Source organism: Ottowia caeni (genome assembly GCF_050821495.1).
Taxonomy (GTDB): Bacteria; Pseudomonadota; Gammaproteobacteria; order Burkholderiales; family Burkholderiaceae_C; genus Ottowia; species Ottowia caeni.
Genome location: NZ_CP151080.1, coordinates 679501 through 701235, shown reverse-complemented (window position 1 = coordinate 701235; position 21735 = coordinate 679501). Strand labels below are relative to the sequence as shown.

Annotated in this window: 24 protein-coding genes; 7 read left to right on the top strand and 17 right to left on the bottom strand. The window is 58.4% G+C overall.

The window, feature by feature from the left end; genetic code table 11:
* Positions 1-2: 2 nt before the first annotated feature.
* From rplW to AAAK34_RS03285, 13 genes are all read right to left on the bottom strand, one after another.
* The gene (rplW, locus tag AAAK34_RS03345) at positions 3-326 is read right to left on the bottom strand and encodes a 50S ribosomal protein L23 (RefSeq protein ID WP_231695478.1); all 324 of its coding nucleotides are present in this window, start codon (positions 324-326) and stop codon (positions 3-5) included.
* Complete coding sequence (gene rplD / locus AAAK34_RS03340) at positions 323-943, bottom strand: 50S ribosomal protein L4 (protein ID WP_231695479.1); 621 nt, start codon at positions 941-943, stop codon at positions 323-325. The genes rplW and rplD overlap by 4 nt, the downstream gene beginning before the upstream one ends.
* On the bottom strand, positions 943-1629 hold the full coding sequence (gene rplC, locus AAAK34_RS03335) for a 50S ribosomal protein L3 (protein WP_231695480.1): 687 nt from the start codon (positions 1627-1629) through the stop codon (positions 943-945). Before rplC ends, rplD begins: the two co-directional genes overlap by 1 nt.
* 213 nt (positions 1630-1842) lie before the next feature.
* On the bottom strand, positions 1843-2157 hold the full coding sequence (rpsJ, locus tag AAAK34_RS03330; RefSeq protein ID WP_231695481.1) for a 30S ribosomal protein S10: 315 nt from the start codon (positions 2155-2157) through the stop codon (positions 1843-1845).
* Between the two features lie 13 nt (positions 2158-2170).
* Positions 2171-3361, bottom strand: a complete 1191-nt coding sequence (tuf, locus tag AAAK34_RS03325) for an elongation factor Tu (RefSeq protein WP_431777615.1) — start codon at positions 3359-3361, stop codon at positions 2171-2173.
* A 231-nt stretch (positions 3362-3592) separates the two neighbouring features.
* Positions 3593-5701: an elongation factor G gene (gene fusA / locus AAAK34_RS03320; RefSeq protein ID WP_231698318.1), complete on the bottom strand. Its 2109-nt coding sequence runs from the start codon at positions 5699-5701 to the stop codon at positions 3593-3595.
* An 80-nt stretch (positions 5702-5781) separates the two neighbouring features.
* Positions 5782-6252, bottom strand: coding sequence for a 30S ribosomal protein S7 (gene rpsG / locus AAAK34_RS03315; RefSeq protein WP_231698319.1), 471 nt, complete (start codon positions 6250-6252; stop codon positions 5782-5784).
* 201 nt (positions 6253-6453) lie between these two features.
* Positions 6454-6831: a 30S ribosomal protein S12 gene (gene rpsL / locus AAAK34_RS03310; protein ID WP_231698320.1), complete on the bottom strand. Its 378-nt coding sequence runs from the start codon at positions 6829-6831 to the stop codon at positions 6454-6456.
* Positions 6832-7010: 179 nt separating this feature from the next.
* Positions 7011-8177: a serine hydrolase gene (locus AAAK34_RS03305; RefSeq protein ID WP_231698321.1), complete on the bottom strand. Its 1167-nt coding sequence runs from the start codon at positions 8175-8177 to the stop codon at positions 7011-7013.
* 36 nt (positions 8178-8213) lie between these two features.
* Positions 8214-8852: an alpha/beta fold hydrolase gene (locus AAAK34_RS03300; RefSeq protein WP_231698322.1), complete on the bottom strand. Its 639-nt coding sequence runs from the start codon at positions 8850-8852 to the stop codon at positions 8214-8216.
* Positions 8853-8946: 94 nt separating this feature from the next.
* A complete protein-coding gene (locus AAAK34_RS03295; RefSeq protein ID WP_231698323.1) occupies positions 8947-9309 on the bottom strand; it encodes a (2Fe-2S) ferredoxin domain-containing protein in 363 nt (120 codons plus the stop codon).
* Positions 9310-9353: 44 nt separating this feature from the next.
* Positions 9354-10448, bottom strand: coding sequence for a VanZ family protein (locus AAAK34_RS03290; protein WP_231698324.1), 1095 nt, complete (start codon positions 10446-10448; stop codon positions 9354-9356).
* 11 nt (positions 10449-10459) lie between these two features.
* Positions 10460-10888 (bottom strand): CopD family protein, encoded by a 429-nt coding sequence (locus tag AAAK34_RS03285; protein WP_231698366.1) that lies wholly within the window; start codon positions 10886-10888, stop codon positions 10460-10462.
* Positions 10889-11208: 320 nt separating this feature from the next.
* On the opposite strand from AAAK34_RS03285, the gene hemB reads away from it, so the two are divergent.
* Both hemB and AAAK34_RS03275 read left to right on the top strand, forming a co-directional pair.
* Entirely contained in the window at positions 11209-12216 is a 1008-nt protein-coding gene (hemB, locus tag AAAK34_RS03280; RefSeq protein WP_231698367.1) for a porphobilinogen synthase, read from the top strand.
* 29 nt (positions 12217-12245) lie between these two features.
* The gene (locus tag AAAK34_RS03275; protein WP_231698325.1) at positions 12246-13403 is read left to right on the top strand and encodes a magnesium transporter CorA family protein; all 1158 of its coding nucleotides are present in this window, start codon (positions 12246-12248) and stop codon (positions 13401-13403) included.
* A 150-nt stretch (positions 13404-13553) separates the two neighbouring features.
* On the opposite strand, the gene AAAK34_RS03270 is transcribed toward AAAK34_RS03275, so the two are convergent.
* A complete protein-coding gene (locus AAAK34_RS03270) occupies positions 13554-13856 on the bottom strand; it encodes a hypothetical protein (protein ID WP_231698326.1) in 303 nt (100 codons plus the stop codon).
* Between the two features lie 214 nt (positions 13857-14070).
* On the opposite strand from AAAK34_RS03270, the gene AAAK34_RS03265 reads away from it, so the two are divergent.
* Complete coding sequence (locus tag AAAK34_RS03265) at positions 14071-15009, top strand: LysR family transcriptional regulator (RefSeq protein ID WP_231698327.1); 939 nt, start codon at positions 14071-14073, stop codon at positions 15007-15009.
* Between the two features lie 33 nt (positions 15010-15042).
* Here AAAK34_RS03265 and AAAK34_RS03260 read toward each other — a convergent pair whose 3' ends face one another.
* Together AAAK34_RS03260 and AAAK34_RS03255 are read right to left on the bottom strand one after the other, a co-directional pair.
* On the bottom strand, positions 15043-15816 hold the full coding sequence (locus tag AAAK34_RS03260) for a carboxymuconolactone decarboxylase family protein (protein WP_231698328.1): 774 nt from the start codon (positions 15814-15816) through the stop codon (positions 15043-15045).
* Positions 15813-17048, bottom strand: coding sequence for an SDR family oxidoreductase (locus tag AAAK34_RS03255; RefSeq protein WP_231698329.1), 1236 nt, complete (start codon positions 17046-17048; stop codon positions 15813-15815). The genes AAAK34_RS03260 and AAAK34_RS03255 overlap by 4 nt, the downstream gene beginning before the upstream one ends.
* A gap of 566 nt (positions 17049-17614) precedes the next feature.
* Here AAAK34_RS03255 and AAAK34_RS03250 point away from each other — a divergent pair.
* Both AAAK34_RS03250 and AAAK34_RS03245 read left to right on the top strand, forming a co-directional pair.
* Positions 17615-18040, top strand: coding sequence for an SMP-30/gluconolactonase/LRE family protein (locus tag AAAK34_RS03250; RefSeq protein WP_431777748.1), 426 nt, complete (start codon positions 17615-17617; stop codon positions 18038-18040).
* Positions 18016-18483 carry an SMP-30/gluconolactonase/LRE family protein gene (locus AAAK34_RS03245; protein WP_431777747.1) on the top strand — a complete coding sequence of 156 codons (468 nt, stop codon included), beginning with the start codon at positions 18016-18018 and terminating at the stop codon, positions 18481-18483. Before AAAK34_RS03250 ends, AAAK34_RS03245 begins: the two co-directional genes overlap by 25 nt.
* Positions 18484-18495: 12 nt before the next feature.
* Here the strand turns inward: AAAK34_RS03245 and AAAK34_RS03240 are convergent, their stop codons facing one another.
* On the bottom strand, positions 18496-19449 hold the full coding sequence (locus tag AAAK34_RS03240) for a LysR family transcriptional regulator (RefSeq protein WP_231698331.1): 954 nt from the start codon (positions 19447-19449) through the stop codon (positions 18496-18498).
* 108 nt (positions 19450-19557) lie between these two features.
* On the opposite strand from AAAK34_RS03240, the gene AAAK34_RS03235 reads away from it, so the two are divergent.
* Together AAAK34_RS03235 and AAAK34_RS03230 are read left to right on the top strand one after the other, a co-directional pair.
* Complete coding sequence (locus AAAK34_RS03235; protein ID WP_231698332.1) at positions 19558-20637, top strand: LLM class flavin-dependent oxidoreductase; 1080 nt, start codon at positions 19558-19560, stop codon at positions 20635-20637.
* Positions 20638-20712: 75 nt separating this feature from the next.
* Complete coding sequence (locus AAAK34_RS03230) at positions 20713-21708, top strand: Bug family tripartite tricarboxylate transporter substrate binding protein (protein WP_431777746.1); 996 nt, start codon at positions 20713-20715, stop codon at positions 21706-21708.
* The last annotated feature ends 27 nt before the right edge of the window (positions 21709-21735 follow it).

The window sequence follows — 21735 nt, the reverse complement described above, 5'->3', positions numbered from 1 at the left end:
ATTTACGCAGCCTCCCCAGAGAGGTTCAGCTCCTGACCTTCCTTGAGCATGACGTACGCCTTGCGAACGTTGTCGCGGCGCCCGATGCTACGACCGAAACGCTTGACCTTGCCCTTGGTATTAACCACGGACACACCCTTTACCTCGACCTTGAACAGCAGTTCAACGGCGGCCTTGATTTCGGGCTTGGTGGCGTCCTGCAGCACCTTGAAGGTGACCGCATTGGACTTTTCAGCCACCATGGTGGCCTTCTCGGAAATGATCGGCGCCACGAGCACCTGCATCAGGCGGCCTTCATCAAATTGTTTGGCAGTGGTCGCGCTCATGCGAACATCTCCTTGAGCTTGTCGATGGCACCCTTGGTGACCAGCACCTTCTTGTAGTGCACCAGCGACACCGGATCAGCGTAGCGCGGCTCAATGACCAGCACGTTACCGAGGTTGCGCGAAGCCAAGTACAGGTTTTCGTCGACTTCGTCGGCGATGACCAGTACGGAATCAAGATTCATGGCCTTGAGTTTGGCAGCCAGCTGCTTGGTCTTGGGAGAGTCGACTTTCATCGAATCAACCACAGCCAGACGGCCTTCGCGAGCCAGTTGCGAGAAGATGGAGGCCATGCCGGCACGATACATCTTCTTGTTGATCTTCTGGGTGAAGTTCTCGTTCGGGAGGTTCGGGAAAATCCGACCGCCCCCACGCCACAGTGGCGAGGACGTCATACCAGCGCGGGCATTACCCGTACCTTTTTGACGGAAGGGCTTCTTCGTGGAGTGCTTGACTTGTTCGCGGTCTTTTTGAGCACGGGTGCCCTGACGCGCGTTAGCCTGATAAGCCACCACGAGCTGATGGATCAGCGCTTCGTTGTAATCGCGACCGAAAATGGTTTCGGGGGCATCCACCTTGGATGCTGCCTGACCTTGGTCGTTTAGGAATTCAAGCTGCATTACTTAGCCCCTTCCTTCGCGGCCACCTTCTGCTGGCCTTTGATGGCCGGACGCACGGTGACAAAGCCGCCGCGTGAACCGGGCACTGCGCCCTTGATCAGCAGCAACTGACGTGCTTCGTCAACGCGAATGACATCCAGATTCTGGGTTGTCACGGTTTCGTCGCCCATGTGGCCAGTCATTTTTTTGCCTGGGAACACACGACCTGGATCCTGCGCCATGGAAATCGAGCCCGGCACATTGTGCGAACGGCTGTTACCGTGCGACGCGCGCTGAGAAGCGAAGTTATGACGCTTGATGGTGCCGGCGAAGCCTTTACCAATGGAAGTGCCTTGCACGTCGACCTTTTGGCCAGCGCTGAACACATCGGTCACGGGAACGGTGCCACCTGCGGCGTATTTGCCAGCAACTTCACCATCTACACGGAATTCACGAATGATTTCACCAGCTTCGACGCCTGCTTTCGCGAGGTGGCCTGCTACTGGCTTGGTGACGCGAGAGGCCTTGCGTGCACCAAAAGTGACCTGAACGGCCACATAGCCATCGTTTTCCTGGGTTTTGACCTGGGTGACGCGGTTGTTCGATACATCGATCACCGTGACAGGCACTGCATCGCCGTCATCAGTGAACAGACGCATCATGCCCACCTTACGCCCCAGCAACCCCAATCGATTGCTTTGACTCATTTATTGCTCCAGTACTTTCACCGTGCCTGCTGCAATTGGCTTGCACGTTTGGTGTATGAAAGAAGGGTTGATATGAACTTGCTCGCCTTCCCAAAAACTTCCGGGAAAAACAGCAAGCCTGCGATTATAGCGAAGGGCTCACCTTTCGGCAAGCCCCTCTATTTTTCGCAACAATGCCTCCCCTTCCCCGCAGGGAAGGAAAGACCTTTCGCGTTATTGCAGCTTGATTTCGACGTCCACGCCGGCTGGGAGATCCAGCTTCATCAGCGCATCAACGGTCTTGTCGGTTGGATCGACGATGTCCATCAGGCGCTGATGGGTACGGATTTCCAACTGGTCACGGCTGGTCTTGTTGACGTGCGGTGAACGCAGAATGTCAAAACGCTTCATGCGCGTAGGCAGGGGTACGGGACCCTTGACCACGGCGCCGGTGCGCTTAGCGGTGTCAACAATCTCAGCAGCGGACTGGTCGATCAGCTTGTAATCGAAAGCCTTCAGGCGAATGCGGATTTTTTGCTTGGTAGCCATGATTCGCTTCGCCTTACTCGATGATTTTCGCAACCACGCCTGCGCCGACGGTGCGGCCGCCTTCGCGGATAGCAAAGCGCAGACCTTCTTCCATGGCGATAGGAGCAATCAACTTGACGGTGATGCTCACGTTGTCGCCAGGCATGACCATTTCCTTGCCTTCAGGCAACTCGATGGAGCCGGTCACGTCCGTCGTACGGAAGTAGAACTGCGGACGATAGTTGTTGAAGAACGGCGTATGACGGCCACCTTCGTCTTTGCTCAGCACGTACACTTCGCCGGTGAAGTGCGTGTGCGGCTTGATGGAGCCGGGCTTGCACAGCACCTGGCCGCGCTCGACGTCTTCACGCTTGGTGCCGCGCAGCAAAATACCCACGTTGTCGCCAGCCTGACCTTGGTCCAGCAGCTTGCGGAACATTTCCACGCCGGTGCAGGTGGTCTTTTGCGTGGCCTTGATACCCACGATCTCGATTTCTTCGCCCACCTTGACGATGCCGCGCTCGATACGACCGGTCACCACGGTGCCACGACCAGAGATGGAGAACACGTCTTCCACAGGCATCAGGAAGGCACCGTCGACCGCACGCTCAGGCGTGGGGATGTAGGTGTCCAGGGCTTCAGCCAGCTTCATGATGGCCTGCTCACCCAGCTCGCCCGTGTCGCCTTCCAGCGCCAGCTTGGCCGAACCCTTGATGATCGGGGTGTCGTCGCCGGGGAAGTCGTACTTGGACAGCAGCTCGCGCACTTCCATTTCGACCAGCTCCAGCAGCTCAGCATCATCCACCATGTCGGCCTTGTTCAGGAACACGATGATGTAGGGCACGCCCACCTGACGCGACAGCAGAATGTGCTCGCGGGTCTGGGGCATCGGGCCGTCAGCGGCCGAGCACACCAAAATAGCGCCGTCCATCTGGGCCGCGCCGGTAATCATGTTCTTGACGTAGTCGGCGTGGCCGGGGCAGTCCACGTGTGCATAGTGACGGTTAGCCGTCTCGTATTCCACGTGCGAGGTGTTGATGGTGATGCCGCGCGCTTTTTCTTCAGGCGCGTTGTCGATCTGGTCGTAGCCTTTGGCTTCGCCACCAAACTTCTTGGCCAGCACGGTGGCAATTGCCGCCGTCAGTGTGGTCTTGCCATGGTCAACGTGGCCAATCGTGCCCACGTTCACGTGCGGTTTCGTCCGCTCGAATTTCTCTTTTGCCATTTTAAAACTCCGTTTAAAGAACAGATGCCCGTGCTTGTTTAACGTCTCCGGAGCCAGGGCCGCCACGGGCAGCACCCTACGCCTTGCGGCGTTACCAAAGACAAACTCTTCACTCTACACCCTCTTGCGCCCCTTGTGCCAGCGCACCTGCGGAACTGGATGGCCAATCCGATGGGTGCACTATTTCAGGGGGCAGGCGGCAATGCCGCCTTGAAAAGGTTTAGGGCAAGCCTACTTAGCCCGCGATGCAACGATGGCTTCCGCCACGTTCTTCGGTGCTTCAGCGTAGTGCTTGAACTCCATGGTGTACGTGGCGCGGCCTTGCGTAGCCGAGCGCAACGTGGTGGAGTAGCCGAACATCTCGGACAGAGGAACCTCTGCCTTGATGATCTTGCCACCACCGATCATGTCGTCCATGCCTTGCACCATGCCACGACGACTGGACAGATCGCCCATCACGTTGCCGGCGTAGTCTTCAGGCGTTTCGACTTCCACGGCCATCATTGGCTCGAGGATGACGGGAGTGGCGCGCCTTGCGGCTTCTTTGAAGCCGAAGATGGCGGCCATCTTGAACGCTTGCTCGGACGAGTCAACGTCGTGGTAGGAACCGAAGGTCAGACGCACCTTGACGTCGACCACAGGGTAGCCAGCCAGCACGCCGGACTGCAGCGCTTCTTCCACACCCTTTTGCACGGCGGGAATGTACTCGCGCGGCACCACGCCACCCTTGATTTCATCGAGGAATTCAAAGCCTTTGCCGGGTTCTTGCGGCTCCAGCGTGAAGACGACGTGACCGTATTGACCCTTACCGCCCGACTGACGAACGAACTTGCCTTCGACGTCGGTGACCGTCTTGCGAACCGTTTCGCGGTAAGCAACTTGCGGCTTGCCGACGTTGGCCTCCACGCCAAACTCGCGCTTCATGCGGTCGACGAGAATTTCCAGGTGCAACTCGCCCATTCCGGAGATGATGGTCTGGCCGGACTCTTCGTCGGTGCGCACGCGGAAGGACGGATCTTCAGAAGCCAGGCGTTGCAGGGCGATGCCCATTTTTTCCTGGTCAGCCTTGGTCTTGGGTTCGACAGCCTGAGAAATCACAGGCTCAGGAAACACCATGCGCTCCAGCACGATCGCTGAACTGGGATCGCTCAAGGTTTCACCAGTGGTGACATCCTTAAGGCCCACGCAGGCCGCGATGTCGCCAGCGACGATTTCTTCGATCTCGATGCGCTCATTGGCCATCATCTGAACGATACGACCGATGCGCTCTTTCTTACCTTTCACGGTGTTGAGTACCGTGTCGCCCTTCTTCAAGACGCCGGAATAGACGCGCACAAACGTCAACTGACCCACGAACGGATCGGTCATCAGTTTGAAGGCCAGAGCGGAGAATTTCTCACTGTCTTCCGCCTTGCGGGAGATAGCTTTCTCTTCGTCATCGGCGTCGGTACCAGCCACAGGCGGAATGTCGGCAGGCGAAGGCAGGTAGTCAATCACGGCGTCCAGCATGCGCTGTACACCCTTGTTCTTGAACGCCGTACCACACAGCATTGGCTGAATTTCTGTGGAGATCGTGCGAACGCGGAGACCGTGCTTGATCTCTTCCTCGGAGAGGTCGCCCTCTTCGAGGTATTTGTTCATGAGCTCTTCGCTAGACTCGGCCGCGGCTTCGACCATGTTTTCGCGCCACTTCTTGGCATCAGCAGCCAGCTCAGCAGGGATTTCCGCGTAATCGAACTTCATGCCCTGGGAGGCTTCGTCCCAGATGATGGCTTTCATCTTGAGCAGATCGACCACGCCCTTGAAGTTGTCTTCTGCGCCAATTGGAATCACCACAGGCACCGGATTGGCCTTCAGACGCAACTTCATCTGGTCGTAGACCTTGAAGAAGTTGGCGCCGGTGCGGTCCATCTTGTTGACGAATGCCAGACGCGGCACTTTGTGCTTGTTAGCCTGACGCCACACGGTTTCAGACTGAGGCTGAACACCACCCACGGCGCAGTAGACCATGCAGGCGCCGTCGAGGACGCGCATGGAGCGCTCCACCTCAATGGTGAAGTCAACGTGCCCGGGAGTGTCAATGATGTTGAAGCGGTGCTCAGGGTAGGACAGATCCATACCCTTCCAGAAGCAGGTTACCGCAGATGACGTGATGGTAATACCGCGCTCTTGCTCCTGCTCCATCCAGTCGGTGGTAGCTGCGCCGTCATGCACTTCGCCCAGCTTGTGGTTCACGCCGGTATAAAAGAGGATACGCTCGGTGGTGGTGGTCTTACCGGCGTCAATGTGCGCCGAAATACCGATATTGCGGTAGCGCTCGATGGGTGTTTTGCGAGCCATGATGCTTACTTTCTTGAAACGGAGAAGGCCCGCGCATGGCGGGCCGCATTCCAGTGAAGGAAACGGAGGAAAATTTCCGCTTAGAAACGGAAGTGGCTGAACGCCTTGTTTGCCTCAGCCATGCGGTGCACTTCGTCACGCTTTTTCATGGCGCCACCGCGGCCTTCATTGGCCTCCAGCAACTCGTTGGCCAGACGCATGGCCATGGACTTCTCGCCGCGCTTGCGAGCGGCTTCCTTGATCCAGCGCATCGACAGAGCCAGGCGACGTACGGGGCGCACTTCAACTGGCACCTGGTAGTTCGCGCCACCGACACGGCGGGATTTGACTTCCACCATCGGTTTGACGTTGTTGATGGCGGTCACGAAAAGCTCCAGCGGATCTTTGCCGCTTTTCTTTTCCATGGTTTCCAGCGCGCCGTAAATGATGCGCTCAGCAACCGCCTTTTTACCGCCTTCCATGATCACGTTCATGAACTTGGAAAGCTCGACATTGCCGTATTTTGGATCCGGCAGGATTTCACGTTTAGGGACTTCGCGACGACGTGGCATGTTTCACCTCATATTGCTTCAGCTGATGCCCGGCCAGTCCTGTTGACCCGAACACCACGCAAACCCATCAAAGATTTGCACTTACTCGACCCATATTCAGGGTCACTACGCTTGATTGACAGGCCAAAGCCCGATTCAAGCACCGAAAATTGACAGAAGAACCCAAGACGGCTGCTATAGCCGATCAGGCTTTTGCCTCTATCAGGCCTTCTTAGGCCGCTTGGCACCGTACTTGGAGCGCGACTGCTTGCGGTCTTTCACGCCTTGCAGATCGAGCGAACCGCGCACGATGTGGTAACGCACACCTGGCAAGTCCTTGACACGGCCGCCGCGCACGAGCACCACACTGTGCTCTTGCAGGTTGTGGCCTTCACCGCCGATGTACGAGATGACCTCGAAACCGTTGGTCAGGCGCACTTTGGCAACTTTACGAAGCGCGGAGTTCGGCTTCTTGGGCGTCGTGGTGTACACACGGGTGCACACACCGCGGCGCTGCGGAGAATTTTGCATCGCGGGGCTCTTGGACTTCGTCTTCTCGACGGCCCGGCCCTGACGCACCAATTGACTGATGGTTGGCATTGAAAAACGTCCCTAAACGTCTGGAAAAACCAAATGCGCTGCCCGGCAAACCAACCGGCAGCGCTCGCTAAAACTTTCCCTGAAAACAGAAAAAGCCATTTATTCCCCGCCCCAAAATGCGGGAAAGCCTTAAAGTATAGCCCGATTCAGCGAAGGCCGCAATGAGCGCCTTTCAAGGCTCACTTGATCCACAGGCGCATGGCGTCCCATGCTCGGCCGACGAATCCAGCCTCTTCCACGCCTTCGAGTGCGACCAATGGCACTTCAAGCAGAGGCTCTTCGCCTCGTTTGATTTTCAGGGTGGCGACGGCTTGGCCTTGCTTGAAGGGAGCCACCAACGGCTCAGGGCGGGCTATTTCTGTCTTGACTTGCGCCGCAGTACCTGCCGGCACCGCGACGATGATCGGCTCCGTGCGGCCCAGCTTGAGCTCGCTGGCCTTACCTTTCCACACCTTTGGATTGGCAACGGCCTGACCCGCGTCAAAGAGCTTGATGCCTTCATAGGCCGTGTAACCCCAATTGAGCAATTTCTGCGATTCGTTGGCACGCGCACTTTCACTGGAGGCACCCAGCACGACCGACAGCAGACGCCGGCCACTCATGTTTGGAAAATCACGTTTGGCAGTGGCCACCAGGCAGTAGCCCGCGGCATTGGTATGCCCGGTCTTCAAGCCGTCTACCGTGGGATCACGGTGGAGCAAGAGATTGCGGTTGGTGTCGTTGCTGGCAGGCGTTCCGGGGTAGTGGTACTTCTTGATGGAGTAGTAATGCACATACTCAGGGAAGTCATGCATCAAACGCACTGAAAGTATGGACAGGTCGCGCGCTGTGGTGGTGTGACCGGCTTCGGTCAAGCCCTCAGCGTTCCTGTAGCTCGTGTTCTTCATGCCCAAGGCCTTGGCCTGGTCGTTCATCAACTGGACGAAGCGCTCAATCGTGCCGCCCACGCCTTCGGCCAGGGCCATGGTGGCATCGTTGCCCGATTGAACAATCATGCCTTTGATGAGGTCTTCGACGGGCACCTGCATCTTGGGATCAATGAACATGCGGGAACCAGGCATTTTCCAGGCCCGTTCGCTGACAGGCAGCGTTTGCGCCAGGGTGACCTTCTTGGTGCGCAGCGCATCAAACACCAGATAAGCGGTCATCAGCTTCGTGAGCGAGGCAGGCTCGACCGGAGAATCGATGTCCTTGGAGGCCAGGATTTGCCCTGCAGACACATCCATGACCAACCATGACTTGGCCGCAATCTCTGGCGGCTGAGGCAATGGTTGCGCCTGGACAACTGAAACAAGTGTGGCGCCGGAGAAAACCAGCGCGGCGAGCGCCTTGAAAAATCGAGTCATGAAAAGGAATTCGCGCAAAAAAATATGAAAACCACCTCAGGCACGCACATGGCGTGCAACCAGAGTCTTGAGCAGCGGCAGTTGGCCATGAAAAAAATGTTCGCCGCCAGGCACCACAGTGATCGGCAGCGATTGCGGCCGAGCCCAATCAAGCACGGCAGCCAGGGGCACCGTGTCGTCGTGCTCGCCGTGAATGACTAAAGTTTTCGGATGCAAATCAGCCGGCACGGGAGCAGCTTCAAAACGCGTGACCGCCGTGCCCACCAGCACAACGCTGGAGACTGGGCGCACAGAGGACAAGCGAGCGACAGCATGCGAGGTCACGAACGCGCCGAATGAAAAACCGGCCAAAGCCAGCGGCTCACCCACGGGCGCCTGAGCTTGCACGACCGCCAGAAGATCCTCCAACTCGCCGCGCCCTTGGTCGTAAACACCGGAACTGGCGCCTACTCCCCGAAAATTGAAGCGTAAAGCGCGCCAGCCGCATTGAACAAAGGCGCGGGCGATGGTCTGCACCACTTTGTTGGTCATGGTGCCGCCAAATTGCGGGTGCGGATGGGCCACCACGGCAGTGCCCAGAGGGGATGCAAATAGCTCGGGGGCCGGCATGTCGAGCGACGCCTCAATGGCGCCAGCAGGGCCGGAAAGGGTCAGCGATTGGGTCTGGGCGTTCATTCAGCTACGTAAAGTATAGCAGTTTGGCAAGTCGGCCGGGCACCCCCGGAGCACGCCTACTTGCTTGTAAACCGGAACCTGCGGACAGGGAAAATCAACGACCGACGTCGTGCGGCGTCAGCAGGCGCTCTACCACTACGCCGTTCTTCAGATGTGATTCGATGATCTCATCGATGTCAGCTTTGTCGACGTAGGAGTACCAGACACCCTCAGGATACACCACTGCGATGGGGCCGCCTGCGCAACGATCCAGGCATCCGGCCTTGTTGACACGCACCTTTCCCGGGCCAGCAAGCCCCTCTTTCTTGACCTGCATCTTGCAATGGTCGAACGCTCCCTGAGCGTCGTAGTCAGCGCAGCAGGCTTCGCCGTTGTCGCGCTTGTTGAGGCAAAAGAAGACGTGATGGCGATAGTAAGAAGGGGGAGCGGAAGGAGCTGGGGAATTGGAAGCGGTCATGGCGGGATTTTAGGATCGCGCCGCGTTGGGCGCCTCCATGCGGGTTATTCCTTCGATCGACCCAGCCGGGTTAGCAGGTAAACGAATGCCGCGTACGGCCAGAGCCAGCCTATCCATTGGGCCAAGCCATGAAAATGAATGAAACGGCCCTGTTCCCAGCTTTGCAAGGTGAGCGCGAAGTAGGCGCTCTCGGGGGAGGCATTGAGCAGCACCACTTGCACCAGAAGGGCCAGCATCAGCAGCGCGACGCAGCCGCGGGCAGGCACGACCAGGGCCGTCAATGCTGAAAAAGCGCCCAGGAGCAACCCCAACTCTACTGGCCGACTGACCCAGGCCCAAGCGTACAGGGGTCCCCATGTCAACGCCGCCGAAAGCGCCGACACCAGCACCCCGACGGCCAGCGCAGACAGCGCGAACAGCGCACGCCGCCCGGTATCGCGGATCACCGTGTAGCCCAACAGGCACGGAACCAGCCCCCCCAATGCCACGCAGATCAACTCCACCCCTGGCAACAGGGGCTGCAGGTCAAGCTCGCGCAGCGGGATCCATTCCAGGAACGGCGTGTCTTCCAGCATCCGCGACAGGGCTTCTTCAAGTCGTTCATAGACCTGTCCGAGGCCGAAAGCCACCGGCGCCGGAAACAACAGGCCTACCGGCCACAGCGCCAGCAGGATCAGCGCACCGCGCGAATCACGAACGAACCAACGGGCGCGGAAACGGCGCCAAGTGTCAATGGCCCCCAGGTGCTCTAGTACGTAGGCTGTTAGAGCACCCAGCGCTCCGCCCGCGGCATTCAGCCCGAAATCAAGGTTGGAGGCGACACGGAAGGGAAGGTACGATTGCAGTGACTCCATTGCGAAAGACAGTAGCGCCGCCGCCAGGAAGCCCAGCAACATGGCCGGCCAGCGCCAACGCGCACGCAGGAGCGCCAACGTGAGGAGAAAACCCATCGGCACGTAGCCCGCTACGTTGGCGATGATGTCGAAGCGCGTCCAGTACTGCGGCCACGGAGCCGCCATGAAGGCCCAGGGTGTCAGCCCCTGGTCTCGCCATCCGGTGAACGGATAGAGGCTAGCGTAGACAATCAGCGCCGCATAAAGCAGTGCCAGGGGGCGCGCGGCAGATTTGTGACGTTCCACACTATGCGTGATCAGAACGGCTTGACCACGACGAGAATGACGGCCGCAAGCAGCATCAGCACGGGCGCCTCGTTGAACCAGCGGAACCACACGTGACCGCGCAGAGCTTTAGAACCCTCAAGATCACGCAACAGTTTGCCGCACCAAAGGTGGTAGCCGATGAGCAGGACCACGATCAAGAGCTTGGCGTGCATCCAGCCGTTGCCCGGCCCCATGCCGATCCCATAGCCCAGCCACAACCATAGGCCCAGCGCCACCGCAGGAAAGGCCAGCAAGCTCATGAAGCGATAGAGCTTGCGCCCCATGAGCAGTAGCCGCGCACGCTCGGCCACCGAGCCGGGCGGAACCATGGCGAGGTTGACGAAGATGCGAGGCAGATAAAACAAGCCGGCAAACCAGCTCGCAACAAAGACGATGTGCAGTGCTTTGATCCAGAGCATAGGGACAAGTGTAGCGGCGATACCCATGCTTCCGGACATAGCCTTACTTCCAGGAAGCGGACGCCAGTCAGGGGGCGCTCCCAAGAGTGCGCATGCTGAGCGCTCATGAAAAAGCCCCGGCCACCAGGGCCAGGGTGAAAAACCTGCCTGCATCAACAGCCAGGCACCCGCTCAGGGAGGAAAAGCGGGCGGACAGTAAACTGCCCAGCACAAATATACAACAAAAGTTCGAACTCAAAACAACAAGTCCCGTAAATCTCGGGCCCTTTGCAGAGAATGTGGGCGCGCACTCACATCACAAGAGTGGCACAATTTTCAGTATGACCTTTCCTCCTGCCCCCTTCCCCGCCAACCGGCCGCGCCGCCTGCGTCATGACGATTTCACCCGCCGTCTGGTGCGTGAGCATGCTGTCACCGCCAACGATCTGATCTATCCCGTCTTCGTGCTGGAAGGCAAGAAGCGCCGTCAGGCCGTGGCCTCGATGCCTGGCGTTGAACGTCTTTCGCTGGACGAGTTATTGCCCGTGGCAGAAGAGTGCGTCACATTGGGCATTCCGGTGATGGCGCTGTTTCCCGTGATTGACGCCAAGCGCAAGGACGAAAAGGGCAGTGAATCGGTCAATGCCAAGGGCTTGATTCCTACCGTGGTACGGGAATTGAAAAAGCAGTTTCCCTCACTGGGCATCATGACGGACGTGGCGCTGGACCCTTACACCAGCCATGGCCAGGACGGCTGGCTGGATCGTACCGGCTACATTCTCAACGACGAAACAGTCAGCCAGCTGGTCAAGCAGGCAATGACCCAGGCCGCGGCAGGTGTCGATATCGTGGCCCCCAGTGACATGATGGACGGCCGCATCGGGGCCATTCGCGCGGCGCTGGAGGCCAAAGGGCACATTCATACACGCATCATGGCCTACAGCGCCAAGTACGCGAGTGCGTTCTACGGGCCGTTTCGTGACGCCGTGGGCTCTGCCGCCAACCTCGGCAAGAGCGACAAGAAGGTCTATCAAATGGATCCTGGCAACACGGATGAGGCGCTTCGCGAGGTTGCGATTGATTTGCAGGAAGGCGCCGACATGGTGATGGTCAAGCCTGGAATGCCTTACCTGGACATTGTTCGCCGAGTGAAGGACGAGTTCCGTGTGCCGACGTTTGCCTACCAGGTAAGCGGCGAGTATGCGATGCTGAAGGCCGCTGCCCAGAACGGCTGGCTGGATCATGATGCCGTGATGATGGAAAGCCTGCTGGCATTCAAGCGCGCCGGTGCGGACGGCATCTTGACCTATTTCGCTCGCGACGCCGCCCGGTTGCTCCAGAAGCAGTAACCACTTCGAGACTAACCGTACAGCCTGCCGTGCACATCCTGGAATTTTCTGCGGATATTCTGCGCTTTCTGGATGAGTTTCCCGCCAGCGCGCCGAGCGACGGCTTCATCTGGGTTTTTCTAGAACGCGCCGAATTGCCGCTTCACCAGACTCTTCTGCAAGAGGCTGCACAGCGCCTGGGAGGTTCGGCCCTCCTCGATCTGCACTGGAAGGACCTGGCGAGCGAGCAGCATCCCTCGAACTATGACTCCACCTCGGTCTACGACCTGGTGGTTTTTCGCCGCCTGGCAACGCAGGCCGAAGTGCAACAAGACTTTGACGGCGAGGCGGCTGTCAACCCCCATCACAACCATGGCTTCACCCCCCGCCCGCGCAAGGCCAGTGGGGTGCCCCTCGCCTTCTCGCGCATCAACTCGCGGGCGGTGGGCTTCGCCATTTTTGATCGCTTGCTGGTGAGCGTGCATCCGCCTGGCTGCCTGATCGCAAACAGCTATGTGAAGCGCTTCCTGTCCGACGCCAAGCTCAGTATTGACGCAGTGGGCGCCCGTTCACGCCTACCCGCCAGCCCGGCGGATCTGTCTCTGCGCATGATCAACTCCATGGTCGACAGCTACCTCGACCTGCGAAAGGACTTGACGGCGTACCTGGAGCAAACTCAGGCTGATCTGATCCGCCCCGGTTCACGGTTCACCAACTGGGAAGCTTTGATGGAGGCCCGGCGACAGCTGCATCTGCTGGAAAACTTATGCGAGGAACAGCACGATGCCATGCAGGAATGGCTCGACACGGTGCGCGAGCTTCCACTTTCAAACTTTTCGCCCGATGTAGCTACAGCTCAAGCTCAGCGGGACCAGTTGGTTGCCAGGGCGCGCGATGTCATGGAACACATCGACCGAGTGATGCACCATGCCCGAAGGCTAGAACAGTCAGCCGAGACGGTGGTGCAGATTCATTTTTCCGCGCAAGGCCATCGCACCAACGACATCATGCGCACACTCACCGCTGTGACGGCTGTTTTTTTGCCGCTGAACCTGATGACGGGATTTTTCGGCATGAACTTCGATCACTTGCCGTGGATCCACAGCACTGGCGCCATGTGGGTAGTGTTCGGCCTCATGGCTGCTGTGGCATTGGGGGTTATCACGATATTCTTGCGCAAGCGCTACATTTCGCGAACCGGGCGATGAAGGCATGAAGCAGACTTGGCGACGCTGACTCGCTTGCCCTCCGCGATTCTCGGGAAAGTGGCGATGACCGCCTCCCTGCTCGCCAAAAAAAACGAGATGCCTTGCATCTCGTTTTTTTATTTAGACGGCCTCGGAGGGCCGCCTTGATCATCAGCTCATTTCGCCGCTTTTCACGGCGTAGCCATGAGACATGGCATTACGAATGTCTTCGCGAACTGCGGCACGGGTCACTTGACTGGGAGCCTGGATCACTGCGGCCACAGCGTTGTTCGTGCCTGACGCAGGTGGATTGGCAACTGCCTCTTGGCGCACAGCGTCGCGGCTGACAGTGCTTACCGTCACGGCGTCGCTCTGGAACAGAGGGCCTTCACCGGAAACTGGTTGGAAAGCAAAAGCATTTCCTGCCAAGGCAGTGGCCAATACAGTTGCGATAGTGATATTCTTGGTTTGCATGGTAATTTCCTTTAAGTTCATGCAGCTGGAGACTGCATGGTTTGCAGCTTCCGTTTCTTGAGCCCACGTCTTCTTGTTAACCCGGACTCGCTGCGGAGATGCTTTGCTGAAATGAGCTTGCTGACTCCGTGAGACGTAGTTTCCGCCTTATCGAAGCGATGAAAAACCACTCAGCGTGAATAGGACTCTTTCCTTTTGAGAAACAATCTTCAGCATGGACTCGCTCGACCTGATCCAAACTTTCCGTGAAGTCGCGCGTCGCGGCAGCTTCTCCGCGGCTGCCCGCGCTCTCGATATGTCGCCAGCCAACGTGAGCAAGTATGTGGCCGCGCTGGAGAAGCGCTTCGGTGTTCGCCTGTTCAATCGCACCACACGCAAGGTTTCGCTGACTGACGCGGGCCAACTGCTTTACCAGCGCTCAGGACCGGTGCTGGAGCTTGTTCAGATGACAGAGGGCGAAATGCACGACAGGGCAAACACGCCCAGCGGCCGCCTCACAGTCACCGCGCCGCACGCCCTGATGCAGTCGCCACTACCTGAATTGCTCTCACGCTTTCTGGTTCGTTACCCCGCCGTGTCGCTCAATCTGAACGTGACTGACCGCGTGGTGGATTTGGCCGACGAGGGGGTGGACATCGCCCTGCGTGTGGGACAAGTGCCGGACGCCAACCTTATCGTGCGCAGGATCATGCTCATTGAGCGCACCGTGGCAGCAACTCCAGCCTATTGGTCGGCGCACGGGGAACCGCAGCACCCAAGGGATCTGGCTTCGCTCCGCACACTGACTGCTTTTCAACCAGGCGAAGCACCTCGCTGGCCCTTCATTGACGGCACGCGATGCTTCGAGTTGCCCCTGCAGCCTCACGTGGAAACCACCAGCATGGCCCCCTTGGTGACGATGGCGCTACACGATCTGGGGGTGATCTACATGGCTCGGGTCGCGCTGGAACCGCACCTGCAGCGTGGCGCGCTCAAGCCGGTGCTGGAGCGATTTATTCCTCAGGACGTATGGCTGTATGCAGCCTACGCCCAACGGCGCCACAACAGCGCTGCGCTGAATGCGCTGCTGGACTCACTGGAGGAGGCTTTTCCGCACCAGGGTTCTTCTTTGGCACGAATGCCCATGGCTAGGGAAGTGACCATTCGCGACTAAAGTCGCTCCTACAACTCAGGACACTCGATAGGCTCAGGATTCAGGTGAGGGTGCGGGTGGCTGCGAAATAGCTCGGAAGGTGTCGGCACCAAGCGCCGTACCGTGAACGGAAAGATGTGCACCCAGCTGAATGGCTTGAAGCAGTTCTGCCCGGCTGACTCCCTGCGCCAGGGCTGCCACGATGATCTGCCGCGTCGCTTCGGGGTTGAAGGCGGTAAAACAGGCGTGCAAGGCCAGTTGAACCAGGCTACGCTCTGAGGGGGTCAATCCACCAGCGGCCGGGCGACCATACTCGACCAAATCAAGTAGCGCCTCCGCGTAGCCAGGATCCATGCGCGCGATTGAGAGCAAACTCAGCGCGTGCTCCTCGGGGAGCTGGTTGATGCGTGCCTGCAATCGCTCATCCAACGCCTCTTCCGCGTGCAGGCCACTGCACTCGGCCAGTATGTTCGCTGCCTGGCAAACACTGGCTGCCCCTTGAATTGCCACTAGGTGCAACACATCAAAAATGTCGGACTGGGTTGCACCCACTTCAATGGCCCGCCGCATGTGGGTTTGCAGGCCGCTGGCAAACAGGTGGGACGAAGAACTGTCCAGGGCGACATAGATGAGTTCCACCATGCGCGGCGACAGGGGGCCCGTGCGTGCCGGGTAGCCCGCATAGTGCGCGTACTGCTCCACAAAGCCTGGGCAGGCTTGCAGCATGGTGTCTGTCCAGGGGCGCCAGTAGCCGCGCTCCCTGATGAAAAACTCCTTGATTTGAGCGCGATCGGCTTCACTCATGTTGTCAGGACGTTGCCCCGTCATGCCGACCTCATTGAGGTAGGGTGGCACACGAGGGTCTGGCCCGTCAGGTACTGGGCGGCAGCGCCGCAGACATAGCGCAGCAGGGAATGCGCCTCAGATGACCTCAAAAACTCTTCAACTCCGTCTTCTGGCACTTCCAAGGCGTTGATGCGCAATGCTCGGCCACCCCACTCGCAGGCCAACGTGGACACGAGCATGCGCGCAGCGGCCGCGTCTCCAGCATCTTGCCACCGAGCAGATGAACCTGAAGGCAAGACGAGCGTCAGGCTTGCCTGCTGGGCATAAGAACCGGCGAATCGCTTCGCGGCCGCATGCACTGCGCCGACCAGGCCATTGGCAGGTGCGGACAACGCCGAGAGGTCGAGACAGGCCTCATAGTGCGCGTCTGCCGCAGGCTCTTTCAATGAAGCTTGCCACGGTGCAGTGCCTGCTCCGACGATTTCCAGTTTCATCGGCAGGTCTTGTGCCAGCATTTCAAGCTTGGCGGGGGCGAAAGGCTGGCTACCTCCATAGATCGAAGAGCCGCCGTTCAACGCCAGGATTTGACCACTGAGTGGCTTGGCGCCCGCGCTGGACAGGAAGAACAGTGCGTTTGCCATTTCTGCAGGAACGGCCATGCGTCCAAGTGGAATCTTGGCGACCGCGCTCTCCGACTTGAGGCGCCCGGCCTGGATCAGCCCCTCAACCAGTTCCGTGCGAACAAACCCAGGAGCCAGCACTGTCACGCACAAGTCGGGGCGCGCTTTCGCAAGTGCGAAGGTCTGGGCGATGAGCCCCGCTTTGCTGGGACTGTAGGCACCGCGCCATGGAATGGCTGCCAGGCCGGCACCGGATGCCACGTTCACGATACGAGCTCCGGGGCGAAGCAGGTGAGCACAAGCGTCCACCACCGCTGCAGGTGCCGCGAGGTTCAAGGCGAGCAGGCGATTCAGTTGCTCCATTCCCTGCTCAACCAGAGGCAGCGTGGAGGGCTCGGTCATACCAGCGTTGTTGAGAATGGCGTCCAGCGGTGGCAGGTTGCCGCCCAGCGAGGCGATCTGCGCGCTGTCGGTCAGATCAATGGCTCGCAGCAAGTGAGCCGCGCCGGCTGGTGCCGGCAGGCTTTTCCCGACCTCAGACAACGCCGTTTCGTTCCGATCGACCAGCACGCATTGCCAGCCCGATCTGGCGAACAGGCGTGCCGTATCGCGCCCAATGCCGGATGCGGCCCCAGTGATCAAAACAGTCTGCATTCCTCGGCCCTACTCAGATTCAACCAAAAAAGCTGCGCTCAATTCTCGTAGAGCGCCTCCAAATTTATTCTAGGCACCCAAACTCAACCGATTACCTATTATTCCGCCAGAGTGCTTTACAAAAACAAAAGTAATCTGCCGAGAAAAATGACGTAGCGTAACGTTCCCAAGGGTAGAGGACACTTACTTAAAAAAAATACAAGCACTTGGACAGATTCTGACTTTGTAGGAGCGGCTTTAGCCGCGATCGGCAGCGCTTCCACAAAGGCATCACGCGCTCGGGGATCATCGCGGCTAAAGCCGCTCCTACAAAAAAATCCACGATGGTCCTGAATCTGTCTTAAGGATGCCCTGCATAACCCTCGCGAGTCGGTGGTAGTGCGGATCGGGATGAGGCGCAAGGCGTCTTTTTGCAGCCAATAGCCCAGCTATTGGCAAGAAAAGCAACGCAGCGGATCGCCCGAGGCCGTGCTGCCACAGACCGCAGGGAGTTATGCAGGGCATCCTTAAGTAAGTGCCACTGCCCCTCGGTGATTACATTTTTTCTATATTACGAAGGCAAACCAATGAAAATTCAGCGCCTGGGTGAATTAAAAACTGCCCTGGGAGAATGCCCTGTATGGTTCCGGCAGCAGCTCTGGCTGCTCGACTGCCGCGCAGGGCTCATTCTGGCGCTGGATCCCGACACCGGCGCCCTCCTGGAACAGCATGAAGCACCGGCGCCGCTGGGTTCCTTTGCCTTTAACCAAGATGGCTCGATCATTCTGAGCTTGAAGGAGCAGATCGCCGCCTTGAACCTAGGCAAATTGCGCATACTGGCCGATATTGACTGCTCCCATCCGCATTTGCGCTTAAATGACGGCATTTCCCTGCCAGATGGCAGCTTTTTGACCGGTACGATGCACATTTTTCGTGAACCGGGCGAAGCCCCGCTGGGGGGTTGTATCGGCTGGATCCCAATTTGCAATTGCACAAGCTCGACACCGGGCTAGCAATCACCAATGGCCCTTGCGTCAGTCCGACCACGGGGCGGCTGCATGTCGCTGACAGCGAGGCACGGTGCATCTATTCCTATAACCTGACCGAAGACGGCGCGTTGACCGACAAAAAGGTATTTTTAGATACCGTTACCTACGATTCCGGGCCAGATGGCTGCTGTTTTGACACCCAGGGCGGACTATGGACCGCATTGGTGCGCACAGGAAAACTAGCGCGCTTTGATGAATCGGGGAAAGCCACACACCTGATCGACCTGCCGGTCAAGCACCCGTCTGCTGTATGTTTTGGCGGACCGGACATGAGCGACCTTTTTGTGACCACCATTAGCGACAGCGGGCGACTGACTGCATCCGGGCCCATGGATGGCGGCGTGCTTAAACTGAGCGGCCTCGGTTTTCAAGGCATAGCCCGACCGGTATGCCAACTGCAGTTGTAGTTCACCATGTGATCAAGAAACCGACGGCAGGATCCCACCGGTTCTGCTGTATGCCTTGAACCTAAGTTCAGGGCCCGCCACGCGCTCCGCCACGAAGTCGAGAAACAAGCGAATTTTCGCTGGCACGATCGGTGTATCGGAGATGGTAGCGAACATACCCTGACCAAATCCCGTGTTCGTGATGCGATAGTCGCCCAGCACGCGAACGAGCCGCCCAAGAAGAATATCGTTGTGGACGGTGTAATCCTCCAGTAACGCCAGACCCTCCCCGAGCCGCGCAAACTCAAGCAGTGCAATGCCACTATTGCTGACATGCCGAGGCTTGAAGGCTACGGTCTGGAGTTGCTCGTCCTGCTTGAAGAGCCATGTGTACTCGCTGCCTGGCAGGTGATAGCCCAGACAATCATGTGCCAAGATGTCTGCGGGCTGCTGAAGAGGAGGTTTTGTCGCCAGATAGGCAGGCGATGCCACCAGATAGCGGTTGCTTTGGAACAGCATGCGGCGCTTGACGCCCGCCTCTACCGGGGGTGAGATGCGGAAATCAATGTCAATCTGGCTGCGCCGTAAGTCTGCCTGCGATTCCGCCAAGGTCAGCTCGATGTGTATTTCTGGGTAAAGCTTGCGAAAGTCAGCGATGAGGGGCGGCAGCACCCCAAGCCCGAACATCATCCGGGAATGCACACGCAGCAAACCCTGCGGGGCGTTGCTGATGGCGATGATGTTGGTCCTTAGCTCCTTGATTTGCCAAAGGATGCCTTCCAGCTGGCGCGCGTACTCCTGACCAGATTCCGTCAGCACGACCTGCCGGGTGGAGCGCAACAGCAGCTTGACGTTCAACCCCTTCTCAATGTCGGTGATCATTCGCGACACAGCCGTGGCAGATATGCCGAAAGACCGCGCCGTTTCCGAAAAACTCTGAGTCTGTGCGATGGACAAGAAAAGCTCCATGGCTCGCAATCTATCCATGACTACTCCAATTCATGCAGTTCACAACTCCAGTTTTCGTGACAAAGAAACCGCATTGTCTCCCTAGAATTTGCTCCACCTCAAAGCGCACTCATTTACGGAGAGTATATGGATTTCGGCGTATTCATCTTGGCCCAGCAGCGCGGCTACCACCAGAGCCCCGAGCAGGTTATTCAAAACTCCATCGAGCAGACAGTTGTCGCCGAGCAGGCGGGTTTCAGCAATGCCTGGTACGCGGAGCACCATTTCAACAACTACTCGCTGTCGCCATCTCCGCTGATGATGATTGCGCACATGGCAGCCAAGACGACCCGCATCCGTCTTGGTACCGGCGTGTGCATTTTGCCGCTCTACCACCCCGCCCGCTTCCTGGCTGAAGTCGGCTTCGTGGACACCGTTTCCAATGGCCGCCTGGAGCTGGGCGTTGGCTCAGGTTACCAAGAGTTCGAATTCGAGCGTTTTGGCGTGAAACTGGAAGACGCAAGCGCTGTTTATAACGAATTTCTCGACATCATTCCAAAAGGTCTGACGCAAAAGATTGTGGAGTACAACGGCAAGTTCCTGCAACTGCTCCCCAGCTCCGTAGCCGTGCGCTCCGTGCAAAAGCCCATGCCGCCCATCTGGGTGACCTCCGGCAACCCGGTTGCCCTCGGTCGCGGCGTACGCGAAGGCTACAACCTGTTCGTGACGGCGCTGCTCAACGGCACCCAGGCCGTGACCGAGCTGCGTGGACGCCTGGAAAAGGTGGCCGAGGACAATGGCGCCGATCTTGATCGCGACGTGAAGTTCGGTTTCCTCCGCTGTGCATACGCCTCCGACAATCAATCGGAGATTGACTCGTATCTCGATTGCGCACGCTTCCAGCGCCGCATCTCCGAGAGCCTGAAGTTCCGTCGTGCGCAATCGGACGACGGCTACATGGTGAAGGAAGTACCGTCGCCAACAGACCCCTCCATGGAGCAGCTTCGCCAGAATCTGCCCGTTGGCTCGGTGAACCAGGTGATCGACAAGATGCTGGAAGAGATCAGCATCCTCAAACCCAAGCACATCGCTTTGCAAACGCAGCTGGGCGACTTCGACCAGAAGACTATGCTCAAGCAGATCGAATTGTGGGGCAGCACCATCATTCCGGCGATCCAGAAGGAAGTCAATCGCCAGCAGCAGCCTGCCGCCGCAGCCGCTGCCTGAACAGGCACCGTTGCCGACCGGTCGGACCACTGAGTCCGACTTTTCATTGAATCTATGCATCACAGAGAGACAAACATGACCAACCGTTCGATCACACGCCGACTCGCCCTATTGAGCAGCCTCGTGCTGGCCTCCCTAGGCGCCACTGCTCCGGCTCAGGCACAGAGCGACAATTGGCCCAATCGGCCGATCCGGCTGGTGGTTCCCAGCGCAGCTGGTGCCGGTGGCGACATATTTGCTCGCCTCATCGCCACACCTTTGAGCGAAATTCTCAAGCAACCCGTCGTGGTCGACGGCAAGCCCGGCGCTAACGGCATGATCGCCTCCGACATGGTCGCCAAAGCCGCTGGCGACGGCTACACCCTGCTATTTGCACCATCTTCGGCCATTTTGATCAATCCGGTCATCAATTCCAAGATGCCGTATGACCCAGAAAAGGATCTGATCCCAATCGCCCAGGTGGGCGCTGCGGGCATCTTGTTGGTGGCGAACCCCAAGACGGGCTTCAAGAACCTGAACGACATGATCGCCTATGCCAAGGCCAACCCCGGCAAGCTGGCTTACGCCTCGTGGGGCACAGGCTCGTCAGGTCACCTGGCGATGGAAGGCATCAAAGCCAAATATGGTCTTGACATGGCGCACGTGCCGTACAAGAGCATCCCCCAGGAAGTGACTGATCTGATCGGCAACAACGTACCTGTCGGATTCACGGACATTGCCTCGCCCATTCCGCACATCCGTGAAGGCAGGTTGAATGCGCTGGGAACCACCGGATCCCAACGCTGGCCAGCCACGCAAGACGTGCCGCGGCTGACCGAGCAAGGCTACAAGTTCGACGCTGACGGCTGGTATGGCATTTTCGCTCCGAAGGGCACGCCCCAGGCGATCATTGACCGCCTGGCCACGGAGATCAACCGCATCCAGCGAAGCGATGCAGTACGGCCCAAGATTGAAGCACAGAACATGATTGTTCCACCGGCTCGCACGGCCGCTCAGTTTGCCGAATCGATCAAAGCCGATGCGGTTATCTGGCAAGGTCTTGCCAAGACTACCGACCTGAAAGACAAGTAATCAACCTCGCGGCGGGCGCTGCACCGC

Bases quoted from the DNA above. Each gene is read 5' to 3' on its own strand.
- AAAK34_RS03230 (WP_431777746.1), top strand. From the start codon at position 20,713: ATGACCAACCGTTCGATCACACGCCGACTCGCCCTATTGAGCAGCCTC.
- AAAK34_RS03240 (WP_231698331.1), bottom strand. From the start codon at position 19,449: ATGGATAGATTGCGAGCCATGGAGCTTTTCTTGTCCATCGCACAGACT.
- AAAK34_RS03270 (WP_231698326.1), bottom strand. From the start codon at position 13,856: ATGCAAACCAAGAATATCACTATCGCAACTGTATTGGCCACTGCCTTG.
- AAAK34_RS03250 (WP_431777748.1), top strand. From the start codon at position 17,615: ATGAAAATTCAGCGCCTGGGTGAATTAAAAACTGCCCTGGGAGAATGC.
- rpsJ (WP_231695481.1), bottom strand. From the start codon at position 2,157: ATGGCTACCAAGCAAAAAATCCGCATTCGCCTGAAGGCTTTCGATTAC.
- tuf (WP_431777615.1), bottom strand. From the start codon at position 3,361: ATGGCAAAAGAGAAATTCGAGCGGACGAAACCGCACGTGAACGTGGGC.
- AAAK34_RS03235 (WP_231698332.1), top strand. From the start codon at position 19,558: ATGGATTTCGGCGTATTCATCTTGGCCCAGCAGCGCGGCTACCACCAG.
- AAAK34_RS03305 (WP_231698321.1), bottom strand. From the start codon at position 8,177: ATGACTCGATTTTTCAAGGCGCTCGCCGCGCTGGTTTTCTCCGGCGCC.
- AAAK34_RS03285 (WP_231698366.1), bottom strand. From the start codon at position 10,888: ATGCTCTGGATCAAAGCACTGCACATCGTCTTTGTTGCGAGCTGGTTT.
- rplC (WP_231695480.1), bottom strand. From the start codon at position 1,629: ATGAGTCAAAGCAATCGATTGGGGTTGCTGGGGCGTAAGGTGGGCATG.
- rpsG (WP_231698319.1), bottom strand. From the start codon at position 6,252: ATGCCACGTCGTCGCGAAGTCCCTAAACGTGAAATCCTGCCGGATCCA.
- AAAK34_RS03265 (WP_231698327.1), top strand. From the start codon at position 14,071: ATGGACTCGCTCGACCTGATCCAAACTTTCCGTGAAGTCGCGCGTCGC.
- hemB (WP_231698367.1), top strand. From the start codon at position 11,209: ATGACCTTTCCTCCTGCCCCCTTCCCCGCCAACCGGCCGCGCCGCCTG.
- rplD (WP_231695479.1), bottom strand. From the start codon at position 943: ATGCAGCTTGAATTCCTAAACGACCAAGGTCAGGCAGCATCCAAGGTG.
- AAAK34_RS03255 (WP_231698329.1), bottom strand. From the start codon at position 17,048: ATGCAGACTGTTTTGATCACTGGGGCCGCATCCGGCATTGGGCGCGAT.
- rpsL (WP_231698320.1), bottom strand. From the start codon at position 6,831: ATGCCAACCATCAGTCAATTGGTGCGTCAGGGCCGGGCCGTCGAGAAG.
- AAAK34_RS03300 (WP_231698322.1), bottom strand. From the start codon at position 8,852: ATGAACGCCCAGACCCAATCGCTGACCCTTTCCGGCCCTGCTGGCGCC.
- AAAK34_RS03260 (WP_231698328.1), bottom strand. From the start codon at position 15,816: ATGACGGGGCAACGTCCTGACAACATGAGTGAAGCCGATCGCGCTCAA.
- AAAK34_RS03295 (WP_231698323.1), bottom strand. From the start codon at position 9,309: ATGACCGCTTCCAATTCCCCAGCTCCTTCCGCTCCCCCTTCTTACTAT.
- fusA (WP_231698318.1), bottom strand. From the start codon at position 5,701: ATGGCTCGCAAAACACCCATCGAGCGCTACCGCAATATCGGTATTTCG.
- rplW (WP_231695478.1), bottom strand. From the start codon at position 326: ATGAGCGCGACCACTGCCAAACAATTTGATGAAGGCCGCCTGATGCAG.